This is a genomic window from Flavobacterium sp. (assembly GCF_044339515.1).
Taxonomy (GTDB): domain Bacteria; phylum Bacteroidota; class Bacteroidia; order Flavobacteriales; family Flavobacteriaceae; genus Flavobacterium.
In genome coordinates, this window is sequence record NZ_JBIIVK010000021.1 from 25,999 (window position 1) to 51,272 (window position 25,274).

General features: G+C 33.1%; 27 protein-coding genes. 10 read left to right on the forward strand and 17 right to left on the reverse strand.

Annotated features, from left to right (window positions below; all coding sequences use genetic code 11):
• The 16 genes from ACIQ0M_RS07580 to ACIQ0M_RS07655 form a co-directional block, all read right to left on the reverse strand.
• Nucleotides 1-855: a sulfurtransferase gene (locus ACIQ0M_RS07580; protein WP_396151246.1), complete on the reverse strand. Its 855-nt coding sequence runs from the start codon at nt 853-855 to the stop codon at nt 1-3.
• A gap of 23 nt (nt 856-878) precedes the next feature.
• Complete coding sequence (locus tag ACIQ0M_RS07585; protein WP_396151247.1) at nt 879-1,172, reverse strand: hypothetical protein; 294 nt, start codon at nt 1,170-1,172, stop codon at nt 879-881.
• Nucleotides 1,172-2,125, reverse strand: a complete 954-nt coding sequence (gene ftsY / locus ACIQ0M_RS07590; protein WP_396151248.1) for a signal recognition particle-docking protein FtsY — start codon at nt 2,123-2,125, stop codon at nt 1,172-1,174. Before ftsY ends, ACIQ0M_RS07585 begins: the two co-directional genes overlap by 1 nt.
• A 10-nt stretch (nt 2,126-2,135) precedes the next feature.
• On the reverse strand, nt 2,136-3,410 hold the full coding sequence (locus ACIQ0M_RS07595; protein ID WP_396151249.1) for a hypothetical protein: 1,275 nt from the start codon (nt 3,408-3,410) through the stop codon (nt 2,136-2,138).
• A gap of 81 nt (nt 3,411-3,491) precedes the next feature.
• Nucleotides 3,492-3,644 carry a DUF4295 domain-containing protein gene (locus ACIQ0M_RS07600; RefSeq protein ID WP_112087261.1) on the reverse strand — a complete coding sequence of 51 codons (153 nt, stop codon included), beginning with the start codon at nt 3,642-3,644 and terminating at the stop codon, nt 3,492-3,494.
• Nucleotides 3,645-3,652: 8 nt separating this feature from the next.
• Entirely contained in the window at nt 3,653-3,835 is a 183-nt protein-coding gene (rpmG, locus tag ACIQ0M_RS07605; RefSeq protein WP_112087260.1) for a 50S ribosomal protein L33, read from the reverse strand.
• Between the two features lie 28 nt (nt 3,836-3,863).
• Nucleotides 3,864-4,100, reverse strand: coding sequence for a 50S ribosomal protein L28 (rpmB, locus tag ACIQ0M_RS07610; RefSeq protein ID WP_396151250.1), 237 nt, complete (start codon nt 4,098-4,100; stop codon nt 3,864-3,866).
• Nucleotides 4,101-4,174: 74 nt separating this feature from the next.
• Complete coding sequence (locus tag ACIQ0M_RS07615; RefSeq protein WP_396151251.1) at nt 4,175-5,422, reverse strand: CinA family nicotinamide mononucleotide deamidase-related protein; 1,248 nt, start codon at nt 5,420-5,422, stop codon at nt 4,175-4,177.
• A 241-nt stretch (nt 5,423-5,663) separates the two neighbouring features.
• Nucleotides 5,664-6,008: an Hpt domain-containing protein gene (locus ACIQ0M_RS07620; protein WP_129464971.1), complete on the reverse strand. Its 345-nt coding sequence runs from the start codon at nt 6,006-6,008 to the stop codon at nt 5,664-5,666.
• A gap of 4 nt (nt 6,009-6,012) precedes the next feature.
• On the reverse strand, nt 6,013-6,624 hold the full coding sequence (locus tag ACIQ0M_RS07625) for a fumarylacetoacetate hydrolase family protein (RefSeq protein WP_396151252.1): 612 nt from the start codon (nt 6,622-6,624) through the stop codon (nt 6,013-6,015).
• A 58-nt stretch (nt 6,625-6,682) separates the two neighbouring features.
• On the reverse strand, nt 6,683-7,459 hold the full coding sequence (locus tag ACIQ0M_RS07630; RefSeq protein WP_396151253.1) for an exonuclease domain-containing protein: 777 nt from the start codon (nt 7,457-7,459) through the stop codon (nt 6,683-6,685).
• A 100-nt stretch (nt 7,460-7,559) separates the two neighbouring features.
• The gene (locus ACIQ0M_RS07635) at nt 7,560-8,213 is read right to left on the reverse strand and encodes a DUF2306 domain-containing protein (RefSeq protein ID WP_396151254.1); all 654 of its coding nucleotides are present in this window, start codon (nt 8,211-8,213) and stop codon (nt 7,560-7,562) included.
• Nucleotides 8,194-9,144: a YARHG domain-containing protein gene (locus tag ACIQ0M_RS07640; protein ID WP_396151255.1), complete on the reverse strand. Its 951-nt coding sequence runs from the start codon at nt 9,142-9,144 to the stop codon at nt 8,194-8,196. Before ACIQ0M_RS07640 ends, ACIQ0M_RS07635 begins: the two co-directional genes overlap by 20 nt.
• Nucleotides 9,145-9,248: 104 nt before the next feature.
• Nucleotides 9,249-10,616 carry a dihydrolipoamide acetyltransferase family protein gene (locus ACIQ0M_RS07645; RefSeq protein WP_396151256.1) on the reverse strand — a complete coding sequence of 456 codons (1,368 nt, stop codon included), beginning with the start codon at nt 10,614-10,616 and terminating at the stop codon, nt 9,249-9,251.
• A gap of 164 nt (nt 10,617-10,780) precedes the next feature.
• Nucleotides 10,781-11,950 carry a glycosyltransferase family 2 protein gene (locus tag ACIQ0M_RS07650; protein ID WP_396151257.1) on the reverse strand — a complete coding sequence of 390 codons (1,170 nt, stop codon included), beginning with the start codon at nt 11,948-11,950 and terminating at the stop codon, nt 10,781-10,783.
• Nucleotides 11,951-11,962: 12 nt separating this feature from the next.
• Entirely contained in the window at nt 11,963-13,285 is a 1,323-nt protein-coding gene (locus ACIQ0M_RS07655) for a pentapeptide repeat-containing protein (RefSeq protein ID WP_396151258.1), read from the reverse strand.
• 149 nt (nt 13,286-13,434) lie between these two features.
• Here ACIQ0M_RS07655 and ACIQ0M_RS07660 point away from each other — a divergent pair, with 149 nt between their 5' ends.
• From ACIQ0M_RS07660 to ACIQ0M_RS07705, 10 genes are all read left to right on the forward strand, one after another.
• Entirely contained in the window at nt 13,435-15,294 is a 1,860-nt protein-coding gene (locus ACIQ0M_RS07660; RefSeq protein ID WP_396151259.1) for an ABC-F family ATP-binding cassette domain-containing protein, read from the forward strand.
• 60 nt (nt 15,295-15,354) lie between these two features.
• Nucleotides 15,355-16,134: an O-methyltransferase gene (locus ACIQ0M_RS07665; RefSeq protein ID WP_396151260.1), complete on the forward strand. Its 780-nt coding sequence runs from the start codon at nt 15,355-15,357 to the stop codon at nt 16,132-16,134.
• Nucleotides 16,135-16,232: 98 nt separating this feature from the next.
• Nucleotides 16,233-16,922 carry an ABC transporter ATP-binding protein gene (locus ACIQ0M_RS07670; RefSeq protein ID WP_396151261.1) on the forward strand — a complete coding sequence of 230 codons (690 nt, stop codon included), beginning with the start codon at nt 16,233-16,235 and terminating at the stop codon, nt 16,920-16,922.
• 36 nt (nt 16,923-16,958) lie between these two features.
• Complete coding sequence (locus ACIQ0M_RS07675; protein WP_396151262.1) at nt 16,959-17,093, forward strand: hypothetical protein; 135 nt, start codon at nt 16,959-16,961, stop codon at nt 17,091-17,093.
• 4 nt (nt 17,094-17,097) lie between these two features.
• On the forward strand, nt 17,098-17,958 hold the full coding sequence (locus ACIQ0M_RS07680; protein ID WP_396151263.1) for a RimK family alpha-L-glutamate ligase: 861 nt from the start codon (nt 17,098-17,100) through the stop codon (nt 17,956-17,958).
• Nucleotides 17,959-18,066: 108 nt separating this feature from the next.
• Nucleotides 18,067-18,639 (forward strand): cob(I)yrinic acid a,c-diamide adenosyltransferase, encoded by a 573-nt coding sequence (locus ACIQ0M_RS07685; protein WP_396151264.1) that lies wholly within the window; start codon nt 18,067-18,069, stop codon nt 18,637-18,639.
• 183 nt (nt 18,640-18,822) lie between these two features.
• A complete protein-coding gene (locus tag ACIQ0M_RS07690) occupies nt 18,823-19,044 on the forward strand; it encodes a DUF2795 domain-containing protein (RefSeq protein WP_002986941.1) in 222 nt (73 codons plus the stop codon).
• 106 nt (nt 19,045-19,150) lie between these two features.
• The gene (gene secA / locus ACIQ0M_RS07695) at nt 19,151-22,501 is read left to right on the forward strand and encodes a preprotein translocase subunit SecA (RefSeq protein ID WP_396151265.1); all 3,351 of its coding nucleotides are present in this window, start codon (nt 19,151-19,153) and stop codon (nt 22,499-22,501) included.
• Between the two features lie 79 nt (nt 22,502-22,580).
• Complete coding sequence (locus ACIQ0M_RS07700) at nt 22,581-23,150, forward strand: hypothetical protein (protein ID WP_396151266.1); 570 nt, start codon at nt 22,581-22,583, stop codon at nt 23,148-23,150.
• 41 nt (nt 23,151-23,191) lie between these two features.
• Nucleotides 23,192-23,323 (forward strand): hypothetical protein, encoded by a 132-nt coding sequence (locus tag ACIQ0M_RS07705; protein WP_396151267.1) that lies wholly within the window; start codon nt 23,192-23,194, stop codon nt 23,321-23,323.
• 14 nt (nt 23,324-23,337) lie between these two features.
• Here the strand turns inward: ACIQ0M_RS07705 and ACIQ0M_RS07710 are convergent, their stop codons facing one another.
• The gene (locus ACIQ0M_RS07710) at nt 23,338-24,969 is read right to left on the reverse strand and encodes a T9SS type A sorting domain-containing protein (protein WP_396151268.1); all 1,632 of its coding nucleotides are present in this window, start codon (nt 24,967-24,969) and stop codon (nt 23,338-23,340) included.
• Nucleotides 24,970-25,274 lie beyond the last annotated feature (305 nt).

A 25,274-nucleotide genomic window follows, 5' to 3' on the forward strand; every position in this document is an offset into this window, starting at 1 on the left:
TTAAGATTTGCTAACCGCGATTGGTTTGTTATTTCTACTCCATTCGCTCCATGAACCTACATACAATTTTGGAATTTCAAATCCGGCACAAACCATGGCTAAAAGTGTATGACATGCTGTTACACCAGAGCCACAATGGACTATAATGTCATTTGACGCATTATTTTTGAAGATATTTTTATATTTCTCTCTTAACATTTCAGGAGAAAGAAAAAGTCCATTCTCATCCAAATTTGTAGAAAACGGAACATTGATTGCATTTGGAATATGACCGGAAACTAAATCTATTGGTTCAAATTCGCCATTAAATCTAGCACTTTCGCCAACATCAATGATTAAATTTGATTTATCGTTTGAAGCGTCTTCCACTTCAGTTAAATTTGCTACTGGTAATTTCCAACTTTCAATTATATATTCTTCTGTTGGTATAGGAGTTACATAATTTGAATTTATTGGAAATTTTTGTTTTTCTGCTTCTTGAAAACCACCATTAAGCACTTGAACTTTTTCGTGTCCGACAGATTTTAACATCCACCACATTCGAGCTGCAGCATTTGCACCACTTTTATCGTCGTAAAGAATAATGTGTGTTTTTGAAGTAATTCCTAAAGTTGAAAGTAGTTTCGAAAAATTTTCGATGGTTGTTAACGGATGCCTTCCTCCCTTTGACAAATCCTCTTTAATGTCAGCAAGTTGTGTATTCAAATCAACAAAAATGGCTCCGTCTAGATGTTTTTGATTGTAATTTGATTGAGCATTTTCTCCATTGCTCACATCAAAAATAAGTAAATCATTAGCTTTGTAGAGTGCTTTTAATTCAGAAACTGAGATAATTGGATTAATATCATTATTCATTTTTGAAATAACAACTTTCTAATTTAATTTCCATATTTATTCTGTAAAAAGTAAACCAAATCTACTTCATAATAGCGAACTGCAATGATAAGCACAACTGTAATGATGGTGATTATCCAAGAATATTTTTTGTAAAGAACTGTATAAGCCGTCAAAATCCCCATAATTATGAATGGAATAGCCAGGATGACATTAGGAATCATCCAAGCTCCTCTAAAAATGGCAATTGATTTGAGTAATACAAAAAAGAAGCAGTAAACCGAAACAATTTTGGTTAACGAAACTAAGTACTTATTAAAAACTTTTGGTTCTTCCATTATTTAAAAAACGAATCTACAAATTCATATTTATTGAAAACTTGTAAGTCTTCGATTCCTTCGCCAACGCCAATATATTTTACAGGTATTTGAAACTGATCTGAAATTCCGATAACTACGCCGCCTTTTGCAGTTCCGTCTAATTTGGTTACGGCTAAACAAGAAACTTCTGTAGCTGCTGTAAACTCTCTGGCTTGTTCAAATGCGTTTTGTCCGGTTGAACCATCTAAAACTAATAATACATCGTGAGGAGCATCGCCAACGACTTTTTGCATCACGCGTTTTACTTTGGTTAGCTCGTTCATCAAATTAACTTTGTTGTGTAAACGTCCGGCAGTATCAATAATGACTACATCAGCACCTTGCGTTACGGCACTTTGCAATGTATCAAAGGCTACGGAGGCAGGATCACTTCCCATTTGTTGTTTTACGATGGGTACACCCACTCGATCTGCCCAAATTTGTAATTGGTCTATAGCAGCGGCTCTAAAAGTATCGGCAGCTCCTAATACCACTTTATGTCCGGCTTTTTTAAATTGATAAGCTAACTTCCCGATGGTTGTTGTTTTTCCCACGCCATTTACCCCTACTACCATTATCACATAGGGCTTTTTGTTGGCTGGAACTTCAAACTCGGTGGCTTCTCCGGTATTGGTTTCCGATAAAAGTCCGGCAATTTCTTCACGAAGAATTCTGTTGAGTTCGTCGGTTCCTAAGTACTTATCTTTAGCAACTCGGTCTTCAATTCGATCTATGATTTTTAGAGTGGTTTTTACGCCAACATCAGATGATACTAACACTTCTTCTAAATTATCCAAAACATCTTCGTCAACTGTTGATTTTCCGGCAACGGCTTTGGTTAATTTTGCGAAAAAGGATGTTTTAGTTTGTTCTAAACCTTTGTCTAACGTTTCTTTTTTTTCGGATGAAAATATTCGTTTGAAAAAACTCATATGATTATTTTTAATCTAAAATTAAATATTTAAAACCAATATTTAAATTTGAAAACTCTGCTGATAAAGCTGGGTTATCACTATAATTTGTGTTAAAAGTATATCTTGCTTCCAAAGTGTATCTTTTTAAATAGGTATAGCTTGTTCCTATACTGAATCCAAACACAACTCCTCTTACTCTATAACTAAAATCTGCTTCACCAATTTCAGTACCACCAACAAGTCGATTTCTATAAACAAAACGTGTATTGATAGGAATAGAAGAATTAAGACCAAAATCAACACCAAAATTACTCTTATTTATATCTGACAAACTATTAAAATTATACTTGTAACCTATCAAAAAACCTATAACTGAGGATTCAAATTCAATGTTTTCTTCAAAAGAGGTTACTCCCATAAATGTGTTAGTAATATCACTTTGAAAGAATTTAATGGTGCTATAATCTACTCTTGTAAAAATTTCTGCTCTTCTATTTCTATTAACAATATAAGAAAATTCTGCACCAAAATTAGGACTTATATAATCGTCTTTAAAAGAATTATTAGAAATAAAACCACCGTACTCTATATTTCCACTTATCAATTTTATACCTCCAAAAGCTGAAAGTCTAAATTTATTTTTATTATCAGAGATATTATTTAATACCGTTGAGGTGCCATTAACACAAATATTATGTTCATTTACAACTTTTATTAAATCTTTTTCATCGTAATCAATATATCGATAAGAATTAGTTATATTGTTGTTACAATTTACATTTTTTAATAATGCTATTCTAAATTGAACATTTAATTTAATTTCATTATCCTTGAATTTGTAATTATAGTATTCTAAATACTCTAAATTAGATTCATTACTTTTACTGTAAAAATACAAAAACCTATCATCAATATTGGTTTGATATAAATTAATATCACCCTCAACTAGAGTTTTTAATAAAACATGTTTCGATTCCCTTAACTTTAAATCAGTTATTTTTGAATCGTTTATTTGATTAAGAGTTAGTAGCCTATTAGGATGAAAATTAACGATTTTTGAAATATATCGTTCCTTATCATCAATTAATAAATTTTCAATATCCTTAATATTAATTTTTTTTTCTTGATCACTTTCCTTAAAAAAAATAAATTCATCATCAGTTTCAAAATTATTTTTTATTAAACCATTTAGACTTTGACCGTTATTTAATTTACAAACGGCATTAATATAACTTTGAGCAGTTAAAAAATTAGTAGTCAATAAAAAAAAGAGTAATAATTTTGGAATAGTAAAGTTCTTCATATTTAGTATTTTTTTACAAATATAAACAAAGAAAGCCACTTTCAAACAAAAGTGGCTTTTCTATAAAATTGTATTTTTAAATTATTTCTTTGTTAAGAAATTATCTACTAACTCAGGAGCCATTACAGATTCAACAAAAGTATAAGCTCCGGTTTTTGGAGATTTTACCATTTTTATGGCTTTAGTTAATCTTTTTGACGCTGTTTGTAACGTTGCTACGGTTTTCTTTGCCATTTCTTATCTTATTTAATTTCTTTATGAACTGTTACTTTTTTCAAGATTGGATTAAATTTTTTAATCTCTAATCTATCTGGAGTATTTTTTTTGTTTTTAGTAGTGATGTAACGAGACGTTCCAGGAACACCTGAAGTCTTATGCTCTGTACACTCTAAAATTACTTGGATTCTATTGCCTTTCTTTGCCATTTCTCTGTATATTTATGAAGGTTAGAATTTACGAAATAAATCCATTAGCTTTTGCATCTTTCAACACAGCAGCCAATCCTTTTTTGTTAATTGTTTTAATAGTAGACGCTGCTACTCTAAGCGAAATCCATCTGTCTTCTTCAGCAAGATAGAAACGTTTTTTAACTAAGTTTACAGAAAACTTTCTCTTAGTTTTGTTCATCGCGTGAGAAACATTGTTTCCTACCATCGCTCTTTTACCTGTAAGGTCACAAACTCTTGACATTATGCTTATCTTTTATCGTTATTCAAAATCAGGGTGCAAAGAAACAAAAAACTAATGTATTACACAAACAAATTTTAGTAGTTTTTTAAAATTTCTTTCAAAAGTAGCTCAAGTGCTTTGTTTGCTGCTCTGTCTATCACTTTTTGACGCGGTTGACCAAAATTAAACTCTTCTGAAAAAACTCCTTTTGGAGTAGCAATTGCAAAACAAACGGTTCCAACTGTGGCATCTGCTTCGCCTTTGGAGGGACCGGCATTACCTGTGGTTGCAATGGCGAAATCGGTTTGAAGTAACTTCTGAGCTCCTAAAGCCATTTCTTCGGCTACCTCTTTGCTTACAACCGAATAGTTCTCAATAGTTGATTGATTTACTTTTAAAATTTCAATTTTTGTATCGGTTGCGTAGGTTACAACGCCTCCTCTAAAAAAAGAGGACGAACCAATTGTAGCTGTTATTGTTTCTGCTATTTTTCCTCCGGTGCAACTTTCGGCGGTGGAAAGGGTTAATTTCTTTTGGGTTAATAATTTTCCCAAAACAAATTCGATGCTTTCCTCTTCTTCAAAACCAACAATGATGTCGCTGATGATTTCTTGCAATTGAACGACCAATTCGTTTATTGTGGTTTGCAAAAATTGTTCGTCTAAACCACGAGCCGATAGTCGCAAACGCACTCGACCAGGACTTGGCAAATAGGCTAATTTTACAAATGTTGGTAAATTATTTTCCCATTCCTCGATGCGTTCTGCCACGATACTTTCACCTTGTCCGTAGGTCAAAATGGTTTTGTGTAAAATGTAAGGTCGTTTGTATTCGTTTACTATTTTGGGAATTAATTCGTCAGTTACGATGGCTTTCATTTCATAGGGAACGCCGGGTAACGAAACAAAAACTGTATTTTCTTTTTGCATCCACATTCCGGGAGCGGTTCCGAAATTATTTTGCAACACAATGCATTTGGATGGAACCAACGCTTGATCACGATTGACTTGTGAAACCACAAAATTCATTTTGGTAAAAAGTTCGACGATGTGGTTTTCAACGGTTTGATTTCGTTGTAACGTATCTTCAAAATAATCGCAAAAAGTGATTTTGGTGATATCGTCTTTGGTTGGTCCTAAACCGCCGGTAATAATGACAAATTCTACTTGATTTTGGACTTTGGCGAAAGTTTCTAAAATATGGGTTTTATCATCGCTGATGGAAATCATTTCGTGTACATCAACACCAATTTTGTTGAATGCTTTGGCAATGAAACCGGAATTGGTATCGGTGATTTGTCCGATGAGAATTTCGTCGCCAATGGTGATGATGGTTGCTTTCATTCTTTTGAGGTGCTGAGTGACTGAGTGGCTGAGATGCTGAGATTTTTATTTTGCTAAATCACTTAGCTAATTAGTAACTCAGTGTCTCAGCTAGTCTTCTAGCCCGGATAGTAGCGGAAAGCCCGGAACTAAAAAAACTAATTTTTCTTGGCAAAAAAGAGCGACCAACGGAAGCTCCTTTTTTGACTTAGAAAAATAGTTTTTTTTGTGAGGACTTCCAGCGGATAGCCGGAATAGCTTCTTATAATTCGAAATCTTTATTAATTTCTTTAACTGCTTTTTCTACTTGTTCTTCGATGCTTTTGAAAATCTCTTTGATTTCTTTTCGTTTTCCCTCGCGTTTGGTCCACGCTTCTACTTGAAGAATTTCTTCATAGGCCACGTTCATTCCTAATAAATCAAGTGTAGGTTTTATTTTGTGAGCATAGCTGTAAGCCAATTTGTGATTTTTTTCTTCAATGCCTTGCTTGACGAACTTTAAATCTTCCGGAATTTCGCTCACAAACAGCGTAATAATTTGGAGAACGAACTCAGGATCGTTATCAGAAAGTGCATAGACTTTGGCTAAGTTATAATTTAATGCCATGTTTTTATTTTACTTGAATTCGGAATAGTTTTTTGTTTTCAATGAAACCTTCAAGAATATCGTTCGGGTTTACTTTTGCCACCCCTTCGGGTGTTCCGGTAAAAATAATATCGCCAATTTTGAGTGTAAAGTATTGAGAAACATAAGCAATAAGTTCGTCAATCTTCCACAACATGTGGCTGGTGTTGCCCTTTTGAACGGTATTTCCGTTGGATTTCAGTTCAAAATTAATATTTTCTGTGGAACTAAAATCTTTTTTCGATAAAAAGTTCCCAATAACCGCTGAACCGTCAAAAGCCTTGGCTTTTTCCCATGGCAAACCTTTGTCTTTGAGTTTTGATTGCAAATCACGAGCGGTGAAGTCAATCCCAAGTCCGATTTCATCATAATAATTATTAGCGAACTTGACATCAATATATTTACCTACTTTATTGATTCGAACTAAAATTTCAACCTCATGATGAATGTCATCGCTAAATTCCGGAATCACAAATGGATGTTGCTTGAGTAAAACTGCACTATCCGGTTTCAGAAAAACGACCGGTTCTTCGGGTCGCTCGTTGTGAAGCTCTTCGATATGTTTGGTGTAGTTTCTTCCGATGCAGATTATTTTCATGGCTTAGTTGCTGAGATTCTGAGATGCTGAGTTGCTGAGTTGCTGAGTTGCTGAGAATCTAAGTTAATTTATTGTTTAATTTTCTGAGTTTGATGGCGGTTAGGACTTTTTTGGTGTAAAGCGGAAAATCTGCATTTTGAATCCAACCGAAATAACCTGGTTCTTCTTCTAAGACTTTTTCGACTAAAACGCCTTTGTGCTTTCCGAAGGAAAAAATTTCTTCGCCTTTGTCATTCAACGCAATAAAACCTGCAAAGTCGACGGATTTTTTTCGGGTGGTGAATTCGGAAAGCGATTTCATATCGTTTTCTAATTCGGGATAACGTTCTAGTTGAGCTTTTAGAATTTCGTAAGTTGCCATTGTATCGGCTTCGGCAGAGTGAGCGTTTTCTAGTGATTGTCCGCAATAAAATTTAAAAGCAGCACTCAAGGTTCGTTCTTCCATTTTGTGGAAAATGGTTTGTACATCGACTGAAACTCTGTTTTTCATATCGAAATCTACTCCGGCACGCAATAATTCTTCGGCCAACAAAGGAATATCAAATCGGTCGGAATTAAATCCGGCTAAATCGGAATCTTTAATCATATTGTAAATCTGACCGGACAATTCTTTAAAAGGAGGTTCATTAGCTACTTTTTCATCAGTTATTCCGTGCACTTGAGTAGACAAAAACGGTATTTTCATTTCCGGATTGACCAACCACGTTTTACTTTCTTTGTTTCCGTTGGGATATACTTTGAAAATTGAGATTTCCACAATTCGGTCTTTTGCCACATCTACTCCGGTTGTTTCAAGGTCGAAAAAGCAAATTGGGCGGTTTAATTTGAGTTCCATTTTAAATTTTTAGTAAAGCAAAGATAAGAGTTTGAAATAACCTTTTAACGATGAAAGTGGTTTTTTTAGTAGTATTTTAAGGTTTGGTGTTGAGATAAAATTAAGCTCTATTAACCTTTTTAAATTTAATAAAAATTATTATTTCTGCAATGATTAAATTAAAAATCCATCCAGACCAAGCCGCAATTCTATAGGCATCCATGGGAAATGGTTCAAAAAAAATAACCATTAAATACTTAAACAAACGAAGAGAAATTGCTGATAATGTTAATGCAAAACTTCTAATAGCAAACTTTTGATGCTTTTTGACATTTCCTTTTATTATGAAAAAGAAAGAAAAGAAAGTAAAAAGCATCCATAAAATTGATAAAACTATAAAAGAGATTTGTACCAAAAATCCACCATTTGCATAAAAAGCCATAATTAAACCGCTTGGGGCAGATATAAACAACAAAATATAAAAATAAAATTTACCCGAAAAGCGATGCAGTTTTACATATTTTCTTCGCAAAAAATCTGAAAATTGCAATGCTCCAAATAACATTAAAAAAATACTTGAATAAACATGTGTAAAAAAAGCTACTTCATAATGCGTATTACTAATTGCATCTTGTTTAATGCGTAAAAAAGCGACATCTGTATTATAAGGAATATATTGGATTGTTATTAGAAAAAGTAAATAACAAAAATATAAATAAACACCCCAAACGAGCAGTTTACCATATTTAAAAACACTATCTCCCAAATGTATCATAATATTCCATTGCGTTTTGCTCGTAACGAAGTAACAAATCGATGTTTATTTTTTCTATATTAGTTAGCTCACCTTTAACATCGCCAAAAACCGGCATATACCAGTTATAACTTTCAAAATACATTCGCAGTTGTTTATCTCTAAATGCAAATCCATGTCTAGCAAAAATTGAATTTCTGAGAATAAATATATCTGCTTTTGTAAGATTTGAAACAAAATCAGAACTCAATAAATCAACTGATGGATTTTTTAAAAATAGTTTATCTGTTGTAGAATAGAACTCTACATCTTCAAAAACCTCAATTTCACTACCAATTGTGTCGGTAAGTTCTATTGAATTAAATTTTTCAGAATTCATAAAAGTAATTTCTAATTTTGAGTTTTTATCGTAAACAAAAAGCCTCTTATTTAAATTAAATTTTCGATTAGCAATCTTAACTTTTTGAGGATGATATGCCTTCCAATTCCCTTTTAAAACAGAATCGGATTTTGCAATATGTACGCTAAATTTACCGTCAGAATTTGTTTTATTAAATTCATCTGCTTCTATAGTAAAAAATGAATTATCCTCTTTTAATGTTCCTTTGAAAGGACTAATATTTCCAGCAACAATTGAATGCCCAAGAATTGTATTATCAATTATTTCATCTATTGAAAAAGTTATTTTTCTGTACAAAATACTTTCTGCATCTGAAATCGAATCGTATAAAGTATTTTCTTCTTCTTGTGTAATGTTGGCTTGAAAATTTCCAACCCAATAACCAAGTAAATCATCTTTAGAATTTACAGTAAGACTATTGGTTATTTTTGGTTTAACAAATGAAATCTCATCAAAGCCCTGAATTTCTGCAAATTCAACTTCATTTTTAATCATTTCTTTACATGATAGAACCAAAAAAGAAATTGCAACAACTAAATAAAAATGTTTCATTAAAAATTATTTTAAATTCAAATGTAGCGATATATGAGAAATTATCTAACAAAAAACCCTTTCACATTTTCTAATGAAAGGGTTGAAATTTTATCTTTTTATTTTTAGAATTCTCTATTCTCGCTGAAACCTTCTAAATAATCGGCTACACGTTTTACGAATTGTCCTCCCAACGAACCATCTACCACTCGGTGATCATAACTGTGAGACAAGAACATTTTGTGACGTATTCCGATGTAATCTCCGGTTGGAGCTTCGATAACAGCCGGAACTTTTCTGATGGCTCCTAATGCTAAAATGGCTACTTGTGGTTGGTTGATAATCGGTGTTCCGAAAACGCTACCGAAAGTTCCCACATTGGTAACGGTGTATGTTCCGCCTTGAATTTCGTCCGGTTTCAATTGGTTGTTACGGGCTCTGTTGGCTAAATCGTTTACCGTTTTGGTCAATCCAACTAAATTGAGCATATCAGCATTTTTAATGACCGGAACAATTAAGTTACCGTTTGGTAACGCCGCAGCCATTCCTAAATTGATATTTTTCTTCTTTATGATATAATCGCCTTCAACCGAAATATTAATCATCGGGAAGTCTTTAATGGCTTTTGCAACAGCTTCCATGAATATAGGTGTAAAAGTTAATTTTTCACCTTCTCTTTTTTCAAAAGCATCTTTTACTTTGTTTCTCCAATTGACGATGTTGGTTACATCTACTTCAATGAACGACTGCACGTGTGCCGAAGTTTGTTTGGAGGCCACCATATAACCTGAAATCAGTTTTCGCATACGATCCATTTCAATGATTTCGTCTTGACCGTTTACGGAAACCGGGATTTTTTTCTCCGGTGTTAATTCTGCTTTTGGAGCTTCTACTTTTGGAGTTTCAACTTTCACTTCCGCTTTTGGAGTTTCTACTGCAACGGGGTCTACTTTAGGAGCTGGAGAAACAACTGGTTTATTGGCACGTTCTTTTACATAAGCAATGATATCGTCTTTGGTTACACGACCTTCTTTACCTGAACCTTTTATATTTTCTAATTCTGAGATAGAAACCCCTTCTTCTTTGGCAATATTTTTTACTAATGGCGAAAAGAATTTTTCAGATGCAGAGAAATCAACTTCAACAGGAGCGGCTGCTTGAACGGTTTCTTTAACTATTTCAATTGCTTTCTCAATTTCAGCTACAGCAGCAACTACTTCTTCTTTTGGAGATTCTATAGAAGCACTTCCGCCTTCAGTATCAATAATAGCAATGGTTTGACCCACTTTGACCACATCATCCACTTGAAATAAAGTTTCAACTAAAGTCCCAGAAACTTCAGATGGCACTTCGCTATCTACTTTATCGGTAGCAATTTCCAAGACTGCTTCATCTGCTTCAATTTTGTCGCCTACTTTTTTAAGCCAGTTGGTAATGGTTGCCTCTGCAACGCTTTCTCCCATTTTGGGCAATTTCAATTCAAATTTTGCCATATCGTTAACCTAAAGGTTTATTTTTTATTTCAGTTTGCGAATTTACTAAAAAAAGGAATGTTTTTAATAATTATCAATAAAATTTCAATGTCAAATTCAAAAATCAATGTCAAATTCAAAAACAAAAGTCAATTAAAAATTCAAAAATTAACAATTAAAATTCTTTAATCTTCAATTAAAACAACTTTTCCTCTGTCATTACTGCTGTTGCTTCCAATCATAAAATTACTTTGATTGGGAATGATTTTGAAGGTTACTTTTTCATTTTTATATAATTCCATTACTGAAATGATAGTTGAAAATGTTAACTCGTTTTGATCAAAAATAATTTCAATGTTTGAGTTTATTCCTTTAGATAGCGAAGGTAATTCATTTTTAAAATCGATGAAAAGTCGATTCACATTTTTTCCTAACAATTTTTCGAGTTTTTCTTTTAATAACTCGTTTTGGGAAATTAAAATATAATTATCAATATTTCTATTGGAAACTACCGTTTTATTTTTCTTTAAAAAGGCGAAAAGATAACTACCCGACTTCATAAACAAACTAAAAAAAGCTGATTTTTTGAAATGTTTACTGTAAAAATATTCCATTGCTTCTTGAAAACGTTTCATATATGTACCGTCTTTCACTGTACTTTCGCCTTTGTAATGAATGACGGTGGTTTGTGAAAAATAATAATTTGTTTTACCATTTTGCAATGCTCGATAGCTTAAATCAATATCATCAGAATACATAAAACAATTCTCATCAAATCCTCCTAACTGATTATATAACTCACGTTTTAGAAACATAAAAGCTCCTACTAAAACATCAACCTCTCCCGTTTGATGTTCGGATAGATTTTGAACATAATATCGATTGAATAATTGAATTCTCGGAAATATTTTATACAAACCAAAAATCTTTGTAAATGCTACCCAAGGTGTTGGAATACCTCTTTTACTTTCTGGGAGGAATTTTCCGGTGCCGTCAATTAACTTGCAACCGATTATTCCGAGTTGCGGGTTGCGAGTTGAGAGTTGCGGGTTCAAAAGTTTTGTAAATGTATCCTCTGCGACAACAGTGTCGGGATTGAGAATGCATATATATTCGCCTTTTGCTTCAGCTACTCCAATATTATTACCTTTAGGGAAACCGGAATTTTCTTTATTCTCAATGAGTTTGATATTAGGAAAACGGGTTTTCATCATTTGACAACTTTCGTCAGAAGAATTGTTATCTACAACAATTATCTCGCTATCAATATTTTGTAATGAAGCTTGCACACTAAGTACACATTGTTCGAGGAAATAACGAACGTTGTAATTAAGGATAATGACGGATAGTTGCATAGGGAAAGTAATTTAATCTTTATTTTTTTTATTCTTCAATTTCGAAAATTCTTCCTCAATACTCTTGTATTTCTCCCTAATTTTTAATATATCTGTCTCATTAAGTTTCTCGAATGTTAATTGATTATCTAATTTTACATTACTCAAATTTATAATTTGTGAATTATTACAATCTTTACCTATTCTTTCTTCTAATTTATCAACAAGCACTGGGTAATCAAACATAAAACTTGTATCAAGTATACCACAACCATTAAAATTGATTTCCATTGACATTGTGTTTATGGAAAAATTATAAAAGTAACAACCTTGAAAATTATTTTTAGAAAATAATTTAGTTGAAGAAAAATCTACATTTTTAAAACTTGAAAAAGAGAAATCATTTGATATAATATTTGATTGTATATGTGTTGTATTATTAAAAAAACAACAAATAAATTTAGCATTCGAAAAATCACAATTATTAAAATTAACATCTTTAAATGAAGTTGAAAGAAAATTAGTTGCAAGAATACTTGCTTCTTCGAAAGAACTATTTCTAATTTCTGAAAAATGAAAATAAGTGCTATGCAAATTTGTATTAGAAAAATCACAATTATTTATTCTCGATAATGAAAACTGAGCCTTACTTAAATTTGAATCAGAAAAATCAACATCATTAATATACATCGGAAATAACGTAAATGAAAGATTAAATCCAACAAAATCTACACTATCTATATTTATGGAATTTAAATTACTTGCACTTAAATTTCCTGTAAACCCCAAAAATGGATAATTATTTTTAGACTTAGATTTAAATAAATAATTTATGATTGTTTGAATTATTGTTACACTAAAATCATCAGCCTTTTTTTTATGAATATTTGTACTAGTCCTGATGTAACTTGTTAAAATATTGAAAACAATTTCAGCATATTCATTTGAATTTTCTATTGCAATTTGATACAATTCAGCAACTCCACCTAATATTATTGGTTCTTTATCACTTCCCAAATGCTCAACAGCATTTTTGAACCTTTCATCAATTTGAGATTTTCTAGATAGTTCTAATTGTTCAGATTGTTTGTCAATAGCTAAACCTTGAAGCCTAATACCATTTTCCATTGCTTTAGATTTTTTAAAACCTAAATATAAACTGAAAAGCACTCCTAAACCTCCAATGACAGTTAATAAAATTTTAAACAATTCTGCATTTCTATTTTCATTATTTGGATACAACCAAAGTGCAAACTCTTCAAAGTAAATATTAAATTCAATTTTAATCATTAAAAAAATTAATACTAAAAAAATTAGAATAAATATTTGAATTTTTAAAATCTTATTTAGCTTCATATATTTTTTAAATATTTTAATTTTCAAAATTACTTTATTTATAGATATTAATTATGATAAAAATTAAAATTGTAAAGTAAGTTTAATGATTTACTTTTGCACTTTTAAAATCATTGACTAATTGGCAAATTGCCACATTTACACATTAAATGAACTACCTTTCAGTAGAAAATATATCCAAATCCTTTGGCGAACGCGTATTGTTTGACAACATTTCGTTTGGCATTAACAAAGACCAGAAAATTGCTTTTATTGCTAAAAATGGTTCAGGAAAAACGACCATTATGAACATTATTAATGGTTTTGATGAACCGGATACGGGTCAGGTTGTGATTCGAAAAAATATCCGAATGGCATTTTTGTCACAGAAACCGAATTTGCAAGATGAATTGACAATTGAGGAAAGCATTTTTGCCAGTGATAACGAAACGCTTAAAGTGATTGAGCAATATGAAAAAGCTCTCGAAAACCCTGAAAATGAAGAAGCTTATCAAAAAGCGTTTGATTTGATGGACCAACATAACGCCTGGGATTTTGAAACGCAATTCAAGCAAATCTTGTTTAAATTAAAGTTGGAAGATTTCAAATTGAAAGTTAAAAGTCTTTCGGGCGGACAGAAAAAACGGCTTTCATTGGCGATAATTTTGATTAATCGTCCGGATTTGTTGATTTTGGATGAGCCTACGAACCACTTGGATTTGGAGATGATTGAATGGCTAGAAAGTTATTTTGCCAAAGAAAACATCACGTTGTTTATGGTGACGCACGACCGTTTCTTTTTAGAACGGGTTTGCAACGAAATCATTGAATTGGACAACGGAAAATTATACCAATACAAAGGAAATTATTCCTATTATTTGCAAAAAAAGGAAGAACGAATTGCTTCTGAAAATGCAAGTATCGACAAAGCTCAGAATCTATTTGTGAAAGAATTGGCTTGGATGCGTCGCCAACCGAAGGCAAGAACGACTAAATCGAAATCGCGTCAAGATGATTTTTATGTGATTAAAGAAAAAGCCGAAAGTCGTCGTAAAGAGAATGTGGTGGAGCTTGAAATCAATATGGAACGCATGGGAAGCAAGATTATTGAGCTTCACAAGTTGTATAAAAAGTTCAAAGACCGGGTAATTTTGGATAATTTCTCCTATGATTTTCAACGTGGCGAACGCATTGGAATTATCGGTAAAAACGGAACCGGAAAATCAACTTTTTTAAATATTTTGACCAAAACGATGTTGCCTGATGCCGGAAAAGTAGTGATTGGCGAAACGATTAAAGTGGGTTATTATACGCAAAGCGGCATCAACCCAAAACCGGGTCAGAAAGTGATTGATATAATTAAAGAATACGGCGAATATATTCCGCTTACGAAAGGAAAAATTATTTCGGCTTCGCAATTGTTGGAACGTTTTCTTTTTGATGCAAAAAAACAGTATGATTTTGTAGAAAAATTAAGTGGTGGCGAATTGAAACGTTTGTATTTATGTACAGTTTTGATTCAGAATCCGAACTTTTTGATTTTGGATGAGCCCACTAACGATTTGGATATTGTGACGTTGAATGTGTTGGAAAGCTTTTTATTAGATTTTCCGGGATGTTTGTTAGTGGTTTCACACGATAGATATTTCATGGATAAAATTGTAGACCACTTATTTGTTTTTCGTGGCCAAGGAGAAATTGAAGATTTTCCGGGTAATTATTCTGATTTCAGAGCCTATGAAGATAGTGCAGAACCTAAAAGTCTATCCAGTGTTAGCACTGAAAAAGTGAATTGGAAACAACAAAATACAACCAGCGGACTTTCTTTTAACGAACAAAAAGAATTCAACAAAATTGAACGTGAAATCAAAGATTTGGAATTTGAGAAAAAACAAATCGAACTATTGTTTGCGGATGGAAAAGTAGCGGATGATGCTATTGAAAAAAAAGCGAATGAGTTGCAAGTGATAATAAAGAAATTGGAAGAAAAGGAAGAACGTTGGTTTGAACTTTCTTCGAAAATTGAGTAATTTAGCTCGCAAAGACGCAGAGTCGCCAAGAAAAACTGCGTCTTTGCGACTTTGCGAGAAATGATACAAATTATAAAATCATACCTGAATTTCCTATGGAACTCCAAAAACCAACACGGAGTTCATTCACCATTCGTATTTGATTTGGTGACAAAATGCTTTTATGATAAAACGAATTATCCAGAATACGAAGTTTTAAAAAACTACCGAAATTCACTTTTAACAAACGAAACTATAATTGAAGTAACCGATTTTGGTGCCGGTTCAAGAGTTTTTAAATCCAATCAAAGAAAAATTTCAGCAATTGCAAAAAATGCCGGAATTTCTCCAAAAAGAGCTGAATTGTTATTTAGAATCACGAACTATTTTCAACCGGAAAGTATTTTAGAAATTGGAACTTCGTTGGGATTGGCTACAATTGCTCTTTCGTTGGGAAATAAAAATTCGAAAATAATTACGTTAGAAGGTTGCTCACAAACAATGGCAATTGCAAAAAAGCAATGTCAATTACAAAATTTAAATAATGTTGAATTTGTAAACACAAAATTTGAAGACTTTTTGACAACTGACAACCGACAACCGACAACTTACAACTTTATTTACTTCGACGGAAATCATTCTAAAAAAGCAACCTTAGACTACTTTGAACTTTTATTACCAACCATTTCAAACGATTCCATTTGGATATTCGATGACATTCACTGGTCAAAAGACATGGAAGAAGTATGGAAAATCATTAAAAATCATCCAAAAGTAACCGTTACGATTGATACCTTTCAATGGGGAATTGTATTTTTTAGAACAGAACAAGAGAAAGAACATTTTGTTATTCGCATCTGATTTTAAAATTACTGTAACATTTAATGTATTTTTACTACTTATACACTGAGAATTGTAAATCAAAAACCTGCAATCGTTAATCAAAAATCTGCAATCCAATGGCTAATCCATTAATTAAAATAACCAATCTAAAACGAGACTTTGTTTTGGGTAGTGAAACCATTTATGTTTTGAAAGGAATCGATTTAGAAATTAATAAAGGGGAATATGTGGCTTTGATGGGACCATCCGGTTCAGGAAAATCAACATTAATGAATATTTTGGGCTGTTTAGATTCTTCCACTTCGGGAACTTATATTTTGAATGGAAAAGATGTGAGTAAAATGCACGATGACGAATTGGCGGAAATCCGAAACAAAGAAATCGGATTCGTATTTCAAACGTTCAATTTAATGCCCAGAACGACGGCTTTGGATAATGTGGCTTTACCGATGGTATATGCAGGCTATTCCAAATCGGAACGCAATGAAAGAGCAACAGAAGTTCTAACACAAGTGAATTTGGCCGACAGAATGGATCACAAACCTAATGAACTTTCGGGTGGTCAACGTCAACGTGTGGCAATTGCCAGAGCTTTGGTCAACAAACCTTCCATCATTTTAGCAGATGAACCAACAGGAAACTTAGATTCCAAAACTTCAGAAGAAATCATGGGACTTTTCAATGACATTCATAAAAACGGAAACACCGTCATTTTAGTCACCCACGAGGAAGATATTGCTGCTTATGCTCACCGAATTATTCGATTGAGAGACGGAATTATCGAAAAAGACGAACGAGTAAAATAAACAATTTGTAACTTTGTTATATCAAGTTTATCTACTATGAAAACCCTTATTATAGTCATGGTAATTCTTTTTGTCGCTGTCATTATTGTAACCAGAATGGCCAACAAACAAAGAGGAAATCGCCGTAATCGCAGCTTCAAAACCAATTATTATTCCAAAAAGAAACAATAATCAGATGAAAATTGGAATACTCACGTGTGCCCGATTACCTGAACTTTTAGAATCGGATCAAAAATTAATTTCGCTTTTTACGAAGGAAAATATTTCAGCAAAAGCCGTAATTTGGGATGATGAATCTGTTGATTGGAGGCAATTTGATTATCTCATTTTCAGAAATACGTGGGATTATTATCAAAAAGAAAACGCTTTTAATTCATGGTTACATAAAATTGAATTGTTGGGAATTAAAACGTTTAACCCGATTTCAGTTATCCAAAAAAACAAACATAAATTTTATTTAAAAGATTTAGAAAAAGAAGGAATTACAATTTTGCCAACTATTTTTTTGGGGAAAAATTCAATTTCAAATTTACACGATTTAATTCCGAAAAGTTGGGATAAAATGGTCATCAAACCAGCATTTTCTGCCGGAAGTTATTTGACTAAATTAATTGACCGAACTGAAATTGAATCTATCCAAAATGAATTCAAAGAACATTTTTCAACAAAAGATTTTCTCTTGCAAGAATTTCGTCCGGAGATAAAAGAATTGGGCGAAACATCATTTATCTTTTTTGATGGAAAATTTTCACACGCTGTCAACAAAAAACCGGTTGAAAATGACTTTAGGGTTCAAATTCAATACGGTGGAAAATATACATTAATTGAACCCAATATAGAACTGTTGGAGCAAGCCAAATTAGTACTTTCAAAAATTCCTGAAAAATTGCTTTATGCTCGAGTGGATGGAATTGTCATCGAAAACAAACTTCACTTAATGGAAATTGAACTCATTGAACCTGATTTGTATTTTGATTTGGCTGATGGAGCAAGAGAAAGATTTGTGGAAAGTTTTTTGAAGGTACTAAGAAGCTAAGATTCTAAGGCACTGAGGTTATTCCGTATCATCTTAAAACTACGATTTAATTCAACCCAATTAAAAAAACTTAGTACCTTAGCACCACAGAACCTTAGCATCTTAAAAATGAAAATATACACCAAAACCGGCGATAGCGGAACCACAGCACTTTTTGGCGGAACACGCGTTCCCAAACACCACATTCGAATTGAAAGTTACGGAACGGTGGACGAATTGAATTCGCATATCGGGTTAATTCGCGACCAGAACATTAATGAGTTATATAAAAATGTACTAATTGAAGTGCAAGACCGCCTTTTTACCGTTGGAGCCATTTTAGCTACTCCACCTGAAAAAGAAGTTTTAAAAAATGGTCAACCGCGTTTAAACATAAATCGAATTTCAGAAGCAGATATTCAATTGCTAGAAAATGAAATTGACACAATGAACGATTCGTTGCCTCCGATGACGCATTTCGTTCTTCCGGGCGGACATACAACCGTGTCATATTGTCATATTGCCCGATGTGTATGCCGAAGAGCCGAACGCCTATCGGTGCACCTTCATGAATTAGAACCGACAGATGAGCAGGTTTTAAAATACTTAAACCGACTTTCTGACTACCTTTTTGTGTTGGCACGAAAGTTGTCATTTGACCTTCAAGCGGATGAAGTAAAATGGATTCCGAGGAAGGAGTAAGCAGTTGGCAGTTTTCAGTAATCAGTATAATCTGAACACTAAAAACTGAATACCGATTACTTTCTTAAACACGTTCTTACCTTTTGAAAAGTATGAAAAAATACTTTTTGGTAAAATAAATCACTTTTTACTTGACTATTTCAGTAGAAAATTTATTTTTGCATAAAATTAAATCGATAGAAGATGTATTGGACATTAGAATTAGCATCCTATTTAAGTGATGCACCGTGGCCAGCCACCAAAGATGAGCTTATTGACTATGCTATCAGAACGGGTGCTCCCCTCGAAGTAGTGGAAAACCTTCAATCTATTGAAGATGAAGGAGAAATCTACGAATCGATGGAAGAAATTTGGCCGGATTATCCTACAGACGAAGATTATCTTTGGAACGAGGACGAATATTAAAACAAAAATAAAAAACACCAAAAAGAAGTCTCACACGAGGCTTTTTTTTTGTGTAAATTTGCATCCCGAATCATCGGGATTTTATAACATTATAAATCAAAATAAAATGAGTTTCATTAATAGTATTCTGAAAGCATTTGTGGGCGACAAATCCGAAAAAGATGTCAAAGCAATACAACCTCTTATTACGAAAATAAAAACATTTGAAAGCAGTCTTTCTTCTCTTTCACATGATGAATTACGTGCCAAAACTGTTTATTTCAAAGAAAAAATAAAACAGGCTCGTGCAGAAAAAGATGCCAAAATTGCATCGCTAAAAGCTGAAGTAGATCAAATTACTGATATTGATAAAAGAGAAGATATTTATCTTTCTATTGATGCATTGGAAAAAGAAGCTTATGAGATTTCGGAAAAAACGCTTAATGAAATTCTTCCTGAAGCTTTTGCCGTGGTAAAAGAAACAGCAAAACGATTTAAGGACAATACCAACATTACCGTAAAAGCTACTCCAAAAGACATTGAACTTTCGGCTATAAAATCATATATTTCAATTGAAGGTGATGATGCAGTTTGGGCCAATTCATGGAACGCAGCAGGAAAAGAAATCACTTGGGATATGATTCACTATGACGTTCAGTTGATTGGTGGAGTTGTATTGCATCAAGGAAAAATTGCTGAGATGCAAACCGGTGAAGGAAAAACGTTGGTGGCTACTCTTCCACTCTATTTGAATGCTTTAACCGGAAACGGTGTGCATTTGGTTACCGTGAATGATTATTTAGCCAAACGTGACAGCACTTGGAAAGCTCCTTTATTTGAATTTCACGGAATAACTGTTGATTGTATTGATAATCATCAACCAAACACCGATGCGAGAAGAAAAGCGTACGAAGCAGATATTACATATGGTACAAATAACGAATTTGGTTTCGATTATTTGAGAGATAATATGGCTCATTCACCAAACGACTTAGTACAACGCAAGCATAATTTTGCTATTGTGGATGAGGTCGATTCGGTTTTGATTGACGATGCCAGAACCCCTTTAATTATTTCAGGTCCGGTTCCGCAAGGTGACCGACACGAATTTAATGAATTGAAACCCAAAGTTGATAATTTGGTTTCTTTACAACGCAATTTAGCTACCGGATTTTTAACCGAAGCCAAACGTTTAATCAAAGAAGGAAACACCAAAGACGGTGGTTTTCAATTGTTGAGAGCCTATCGTTCGATGCCGAAAAACAAAGCATTGATTAAATTTTTGAGTGAGGAAGGTATCAAACAATTACTTCAAAAAACGGAGAATCAATACATGCAAGATAACAACCGCGAAATGCCAAAAGTGGACGAAGCGTTGTATTTTGTTATTGAAGAAAAAAATAATCAAGTCGAATTAACCGATAATGGTGTAAAATTTTTATCGCAAGATACCGACGAGAATTTCTTCGTATTACCGGATATTGGAACTGAAATTGCCCGAATTGAAAAAATGAATTTGGCAAAAGATGCTGAAGCTGAAGAAAAAGAAAAATTATTTCAAGATTTTTCGATTAAATCGGAACGCATTCATACGCTAACGCAGTTATTAAAAGCCTATACTCTTTTTGAAAAAGATGTTGAATATGTAATCATGGAAGATAAAATCATGATTGTAGACGAGCAAACCGGTCGTATTATGGATGGTCGTCGTTATTCTGATGGTTTACACCAAGCGATTGAAGCCAAAGAAAATGTAAAAATTGAAGCGGCAACACAAACTTTTGCAACGGTTACACTTCAGAATTATTTCCGTATGTACAGCAAATTAGCCGGTATGACGGGAACTGCTGTCACTGAAGCGGGTGAACTTTGGCAAATTTATAAATTGGATGTGGTGGAAATTCCAACCAACCGTCCGATGGCAAGAAAAGATCAGGAAGATTTAATTTATAAAACGACTCGCGAAAAATTCAATGCTGTCATTGAAGATGTGACCAAACTTTCTCAAGCCGGAAGACCGGTTTTGATTGGAACCACTTCGGTTGAAATTTCAGAATTATTGAGTAGAATGTTGAAAATGCGAAACATTCCGCACAACGTTTTGAATGCAAAAATGCACAAAAAAGAAGCTGAAATTGTAGCTGAAGCGGGTAAAGCAGGAATTGTTACGATTGCAACCAATATGGCCGGTCGTGGAACGGATATTAAATTGACTCCGGAAGTAAAAGCAGCCGGCGGTTTGGCCATTATCGGAACAGAACGTCACGATTCGCGTCGTGTGGACAGACAGTTGCGTGGTCGTGCAGGTCGTCAAGGAGATCCGGGAAGTTCGCAGTTTTATGTTTCGTTAGAAGATAATTTAATGCGTTTATTTGGTTCTGAACGAGTAGCCAAAGTAATGGACAGAATGGGCTTGAAAGAAGGCGAAGTGATCCAGCATTCGATGATGACCAAATCGATTGAAAGAGCTCAGAAAAAAGTGGAAGAAAATAACTTTGGTGTGCGTAAACGTTTGTTAGAATATGATGACGTGATGAATTCGCAACGTGAAGTGGTTTACAAACGTAGAAGACACGCTTTACATGGCGAACGTTTGAAAGTGGATATCGCAAACATGATGTATGACACGTGTGAAAATATAACCAATGAAAACAAAGCAGCATCAACTTTCAAAAATTTTGAATTTGAATTGATAAGATATTTTTCAATTACTTCTCCGATTACAGAAAGCGAGTTTAACAAACTTTCTGAAATGGAAATCACCGGAAAAATCTACAAAGCAGCTTTGGCTTATTACGAAGAAAAAAATGCTCGTGACGCACGAGAAGCTTTCCCGATTATAAAAGATGTTTTTGAAAATCCAAATAATCAATACGAGCGAATTGTAGTTCCGTTCAGCGATGGTCAAAAGACTTTGAATGTGGTTACGAACCTTAAAAAAGCATACGAAACAGAAGGAAAACAATTGGTCGCCGATTTTGAAAAAAACATCACCTTAGCCATTGTGGATGAAGCATGGAAGAAACACCTTCGCAAGATGGATGAATTGAAACAATCGGTTCAATTGGCTGTTCACGAACAAAAAGATCCGTTGCTGATTTATAAATTTGAAGCGTTCAATTTGTTTAGAACGATGTTGGATAAAGTAAATAAAGAGGTCATTTCGTTCTTATTTAAAGGTGATTTACCAAATCAAGGTAATGCGGCTATTCAAGAAGCAAAACAAATTCGTCAGAAAGAAAATTATACTGAATCAAAAGCTTCAACGGAAATAAACGATGGTGCAAAAGCCAACAGAGAAGCCGGCGAAATGGCAAGTCAGCGACCAGCGGTAACTGAAACGATTGTACGTGAAATGCCGAAAATCAACCGAAACGATACCGTCACCATTAAACATGTGATGAGTGGAAAAACGGAAACCAAGAAATACAAAAAAGCTGAAAGTATGATTGCCGGTGGTGAATGGGTTTTGGTTTAAACTAAAAAAAATCATTTTTTAAAAATCCCTGGCACATTAATTGTCAGGGATTTTTATATTTGTTAGAAATTTCATTCGTATGAAAAAAATGTTCGCTGTATTTCTACTTGTAGTTGTAAATATACAAGCACAAACCTTGGATCAGTTGAAATTAGAAACTAAAAATTTCTACGACGCACACTACAATATGAACTTTGAAGGAATTACTTCACAGTATCACCCCAACTATTTTGAAAAATATACTTATGAAACAATCGTTTCTAATTTAGATGAATGGTTTCAAAATGATGTTTTAGGCAATCGAATTGTATTTCCAACAATGACTTTTATATATGGTCCAATTTTGGAAATTGAGAATGCAAAGTATTGTGTGATTACATTTAAAAATTCCTTTCGAATTAATTTGGAAAATAAAGTTACTGATGACCAAATTAAGAGAGATTTAGCCACTTATAAGGAGATACCGCATTATAAATCAGTAAAATATGAATTGAATCGAAATAGCTATTTTGTAGAAGAAAACACAACTTGGATTGCTGTTGCCTCAGCTTCTACCAACTATAAATGGAAATTCATTGAACGTAACCCGAAATTTCATTCTTTTGATGAATTGCTACCACTTTCTATTCAAAAACAACTGGGATTGTAATTATTTATAAAATAAGCACTATCTTTACTAAGATGCTTCTAATGGCATTACCAAAAAATTATGGCAAAGAGTCAGGATGCAAAGAAAAACGTGAAGAAAGAGCCTTTAAAAACAGCGAAAGAGAAGAAAGAAGAGAAACGCGAGAAGAAAAACAAAAGGGATTAATATTTTAATCCCTTTTTTATTTTTATTGCTTCACAAACTTCGAAACCCCTACTCCTTTATCTGAATACACTTTTACAAAATACGTTCCGGTTTGTAAGTTTGAAACATCTATACTGAGTTGGTTATTATCATTTGGAATCGCTTGTACTAATTGGCCCAAACTATTAAAAATTTCAATTGATTTTAAATTGAGAGTTTGGCTTTCAATCGTTATGGTTGCACTTGCGGGATTAGGATATAATTTTACAAAATTGGAAAACTCAAAATCGGGATTGCTTAATGCTTCAATTGAAGTGGTAGCCGGTTCGGTGATAATCGGGAAATTATAATCAAAATAAATACTTGCAAAATTGGAAAACGTATCACCAACGGTTAAATTATTTTTCAATTTGATTTTGAAGGCAATATAACCATGTCTTTCTTCTGATGGTGGAAAGGGTAATTGAATATTTTCAAAAATAAATTCTACTTTGTTGCCGTTGATTCTGGTCCATTGTTGGTGACTGGTACTTAAGACAATCAAGGTGTTCAAATCAAATTTGGATACATCAATTTCGTCTTTTACCACAACATTTTGAGCGAAGAATGTTCCCGTGTTTTCAAAACGAATGACATAGTGAACGTATTGACCAATTAATTCTGTACTCACTACTGAACCTTCCAAACACGTTTTATCATTCGGATCAAATGAGTTTACCACTAGTTGATTTAAAGTTGATGTATTATCGGATGGCATTTCATCTCCGGAAAGAGGATCAATAATTGCAATGAATTCTAAAATTTCACCATCATTTAAAGCCGGTGTTTCTTGAGGTGAATTCATATTAAATGTTACAACAATTTCTCTGGTTTCGAATGGCAGTAAATTGGTGTAATTCCAATTTAAAATATTGGGTTCTACCATCGATTGAACTGGTGTTGAAGAAAGAAAATCTATCACATCATCCATAAAAGTAAACGAAATAGAACCGGAAACCGTTATGTTGCCTTTGTTTTTGTAGACTAATTTATAACTCACATCAAAACCGGGAATTGCGGTTTCTAAAGGAACTATTACTACTTCAACATCTGGATGCGTACCATTAGGAGTTATACAGAAATTTTGCGAAAACGGACTAGTTTCAGTTGGAAAACTGACAGAAAAATTTGAAGGACTTACATTAAAATAAGATGGGTTTTCAAAAACGGGTGTTACCGTATGTGTTCCTTCCTGAACCGGAATGGAATAATCTCCGCTAGTATTTGAAATTATATTTCCTGAAATTGTACCATTAGTAATGTTGAATTTCATATTTGGAAAATCGATGTCATTTTCATCGCAACCATTGTCAATTATATCAAATTTAGAATTTCCTTGAATTGAGTAAAAAATGCCTCCTGGTGTAAACGAACAATAGGAATTGACATTTACTCCTGTATTATTACCTAAACTATTGATGATGACATCTAAAAGAGTTTCAACATCCCATTCATTTGCACAAATATATTCTAAATTAGGAGCATCAATAATTTCAAAATAATTTGTACTATCTGAGCCATTTTTCAAGTTCAAGTAATTTAGTGAATTATTACTCAATAAATCCAAAATAAAAAATTTAGTTGTACTTAAATCTATTATTTCAGCATTTGTACCAGTTATTGCTAACCCCCCCATTTCACAATTGACAAAATTTAAATTGACAATGGGATTAGAACGTATATCAAATGAAAGTACTGATCCATATAGGTCGATTAAATCCTAAATTAATTAGTGAACTATTATTTTTAATAACCCGTTGGGTGTAATTATTTTAAGAAAATAAAAGGATTAGATATTGTCCAAGATACTGAATTTCAGTATCTTGGTGTCGCCAAACAAAACAATATCTATGACAAATATAGTTAAAAATTATTTTAAAGTATTAGAAGTTATAAGTTCTTTGAATTGTGAATTAATGTATAAATCAGGTGTTGGAAGAA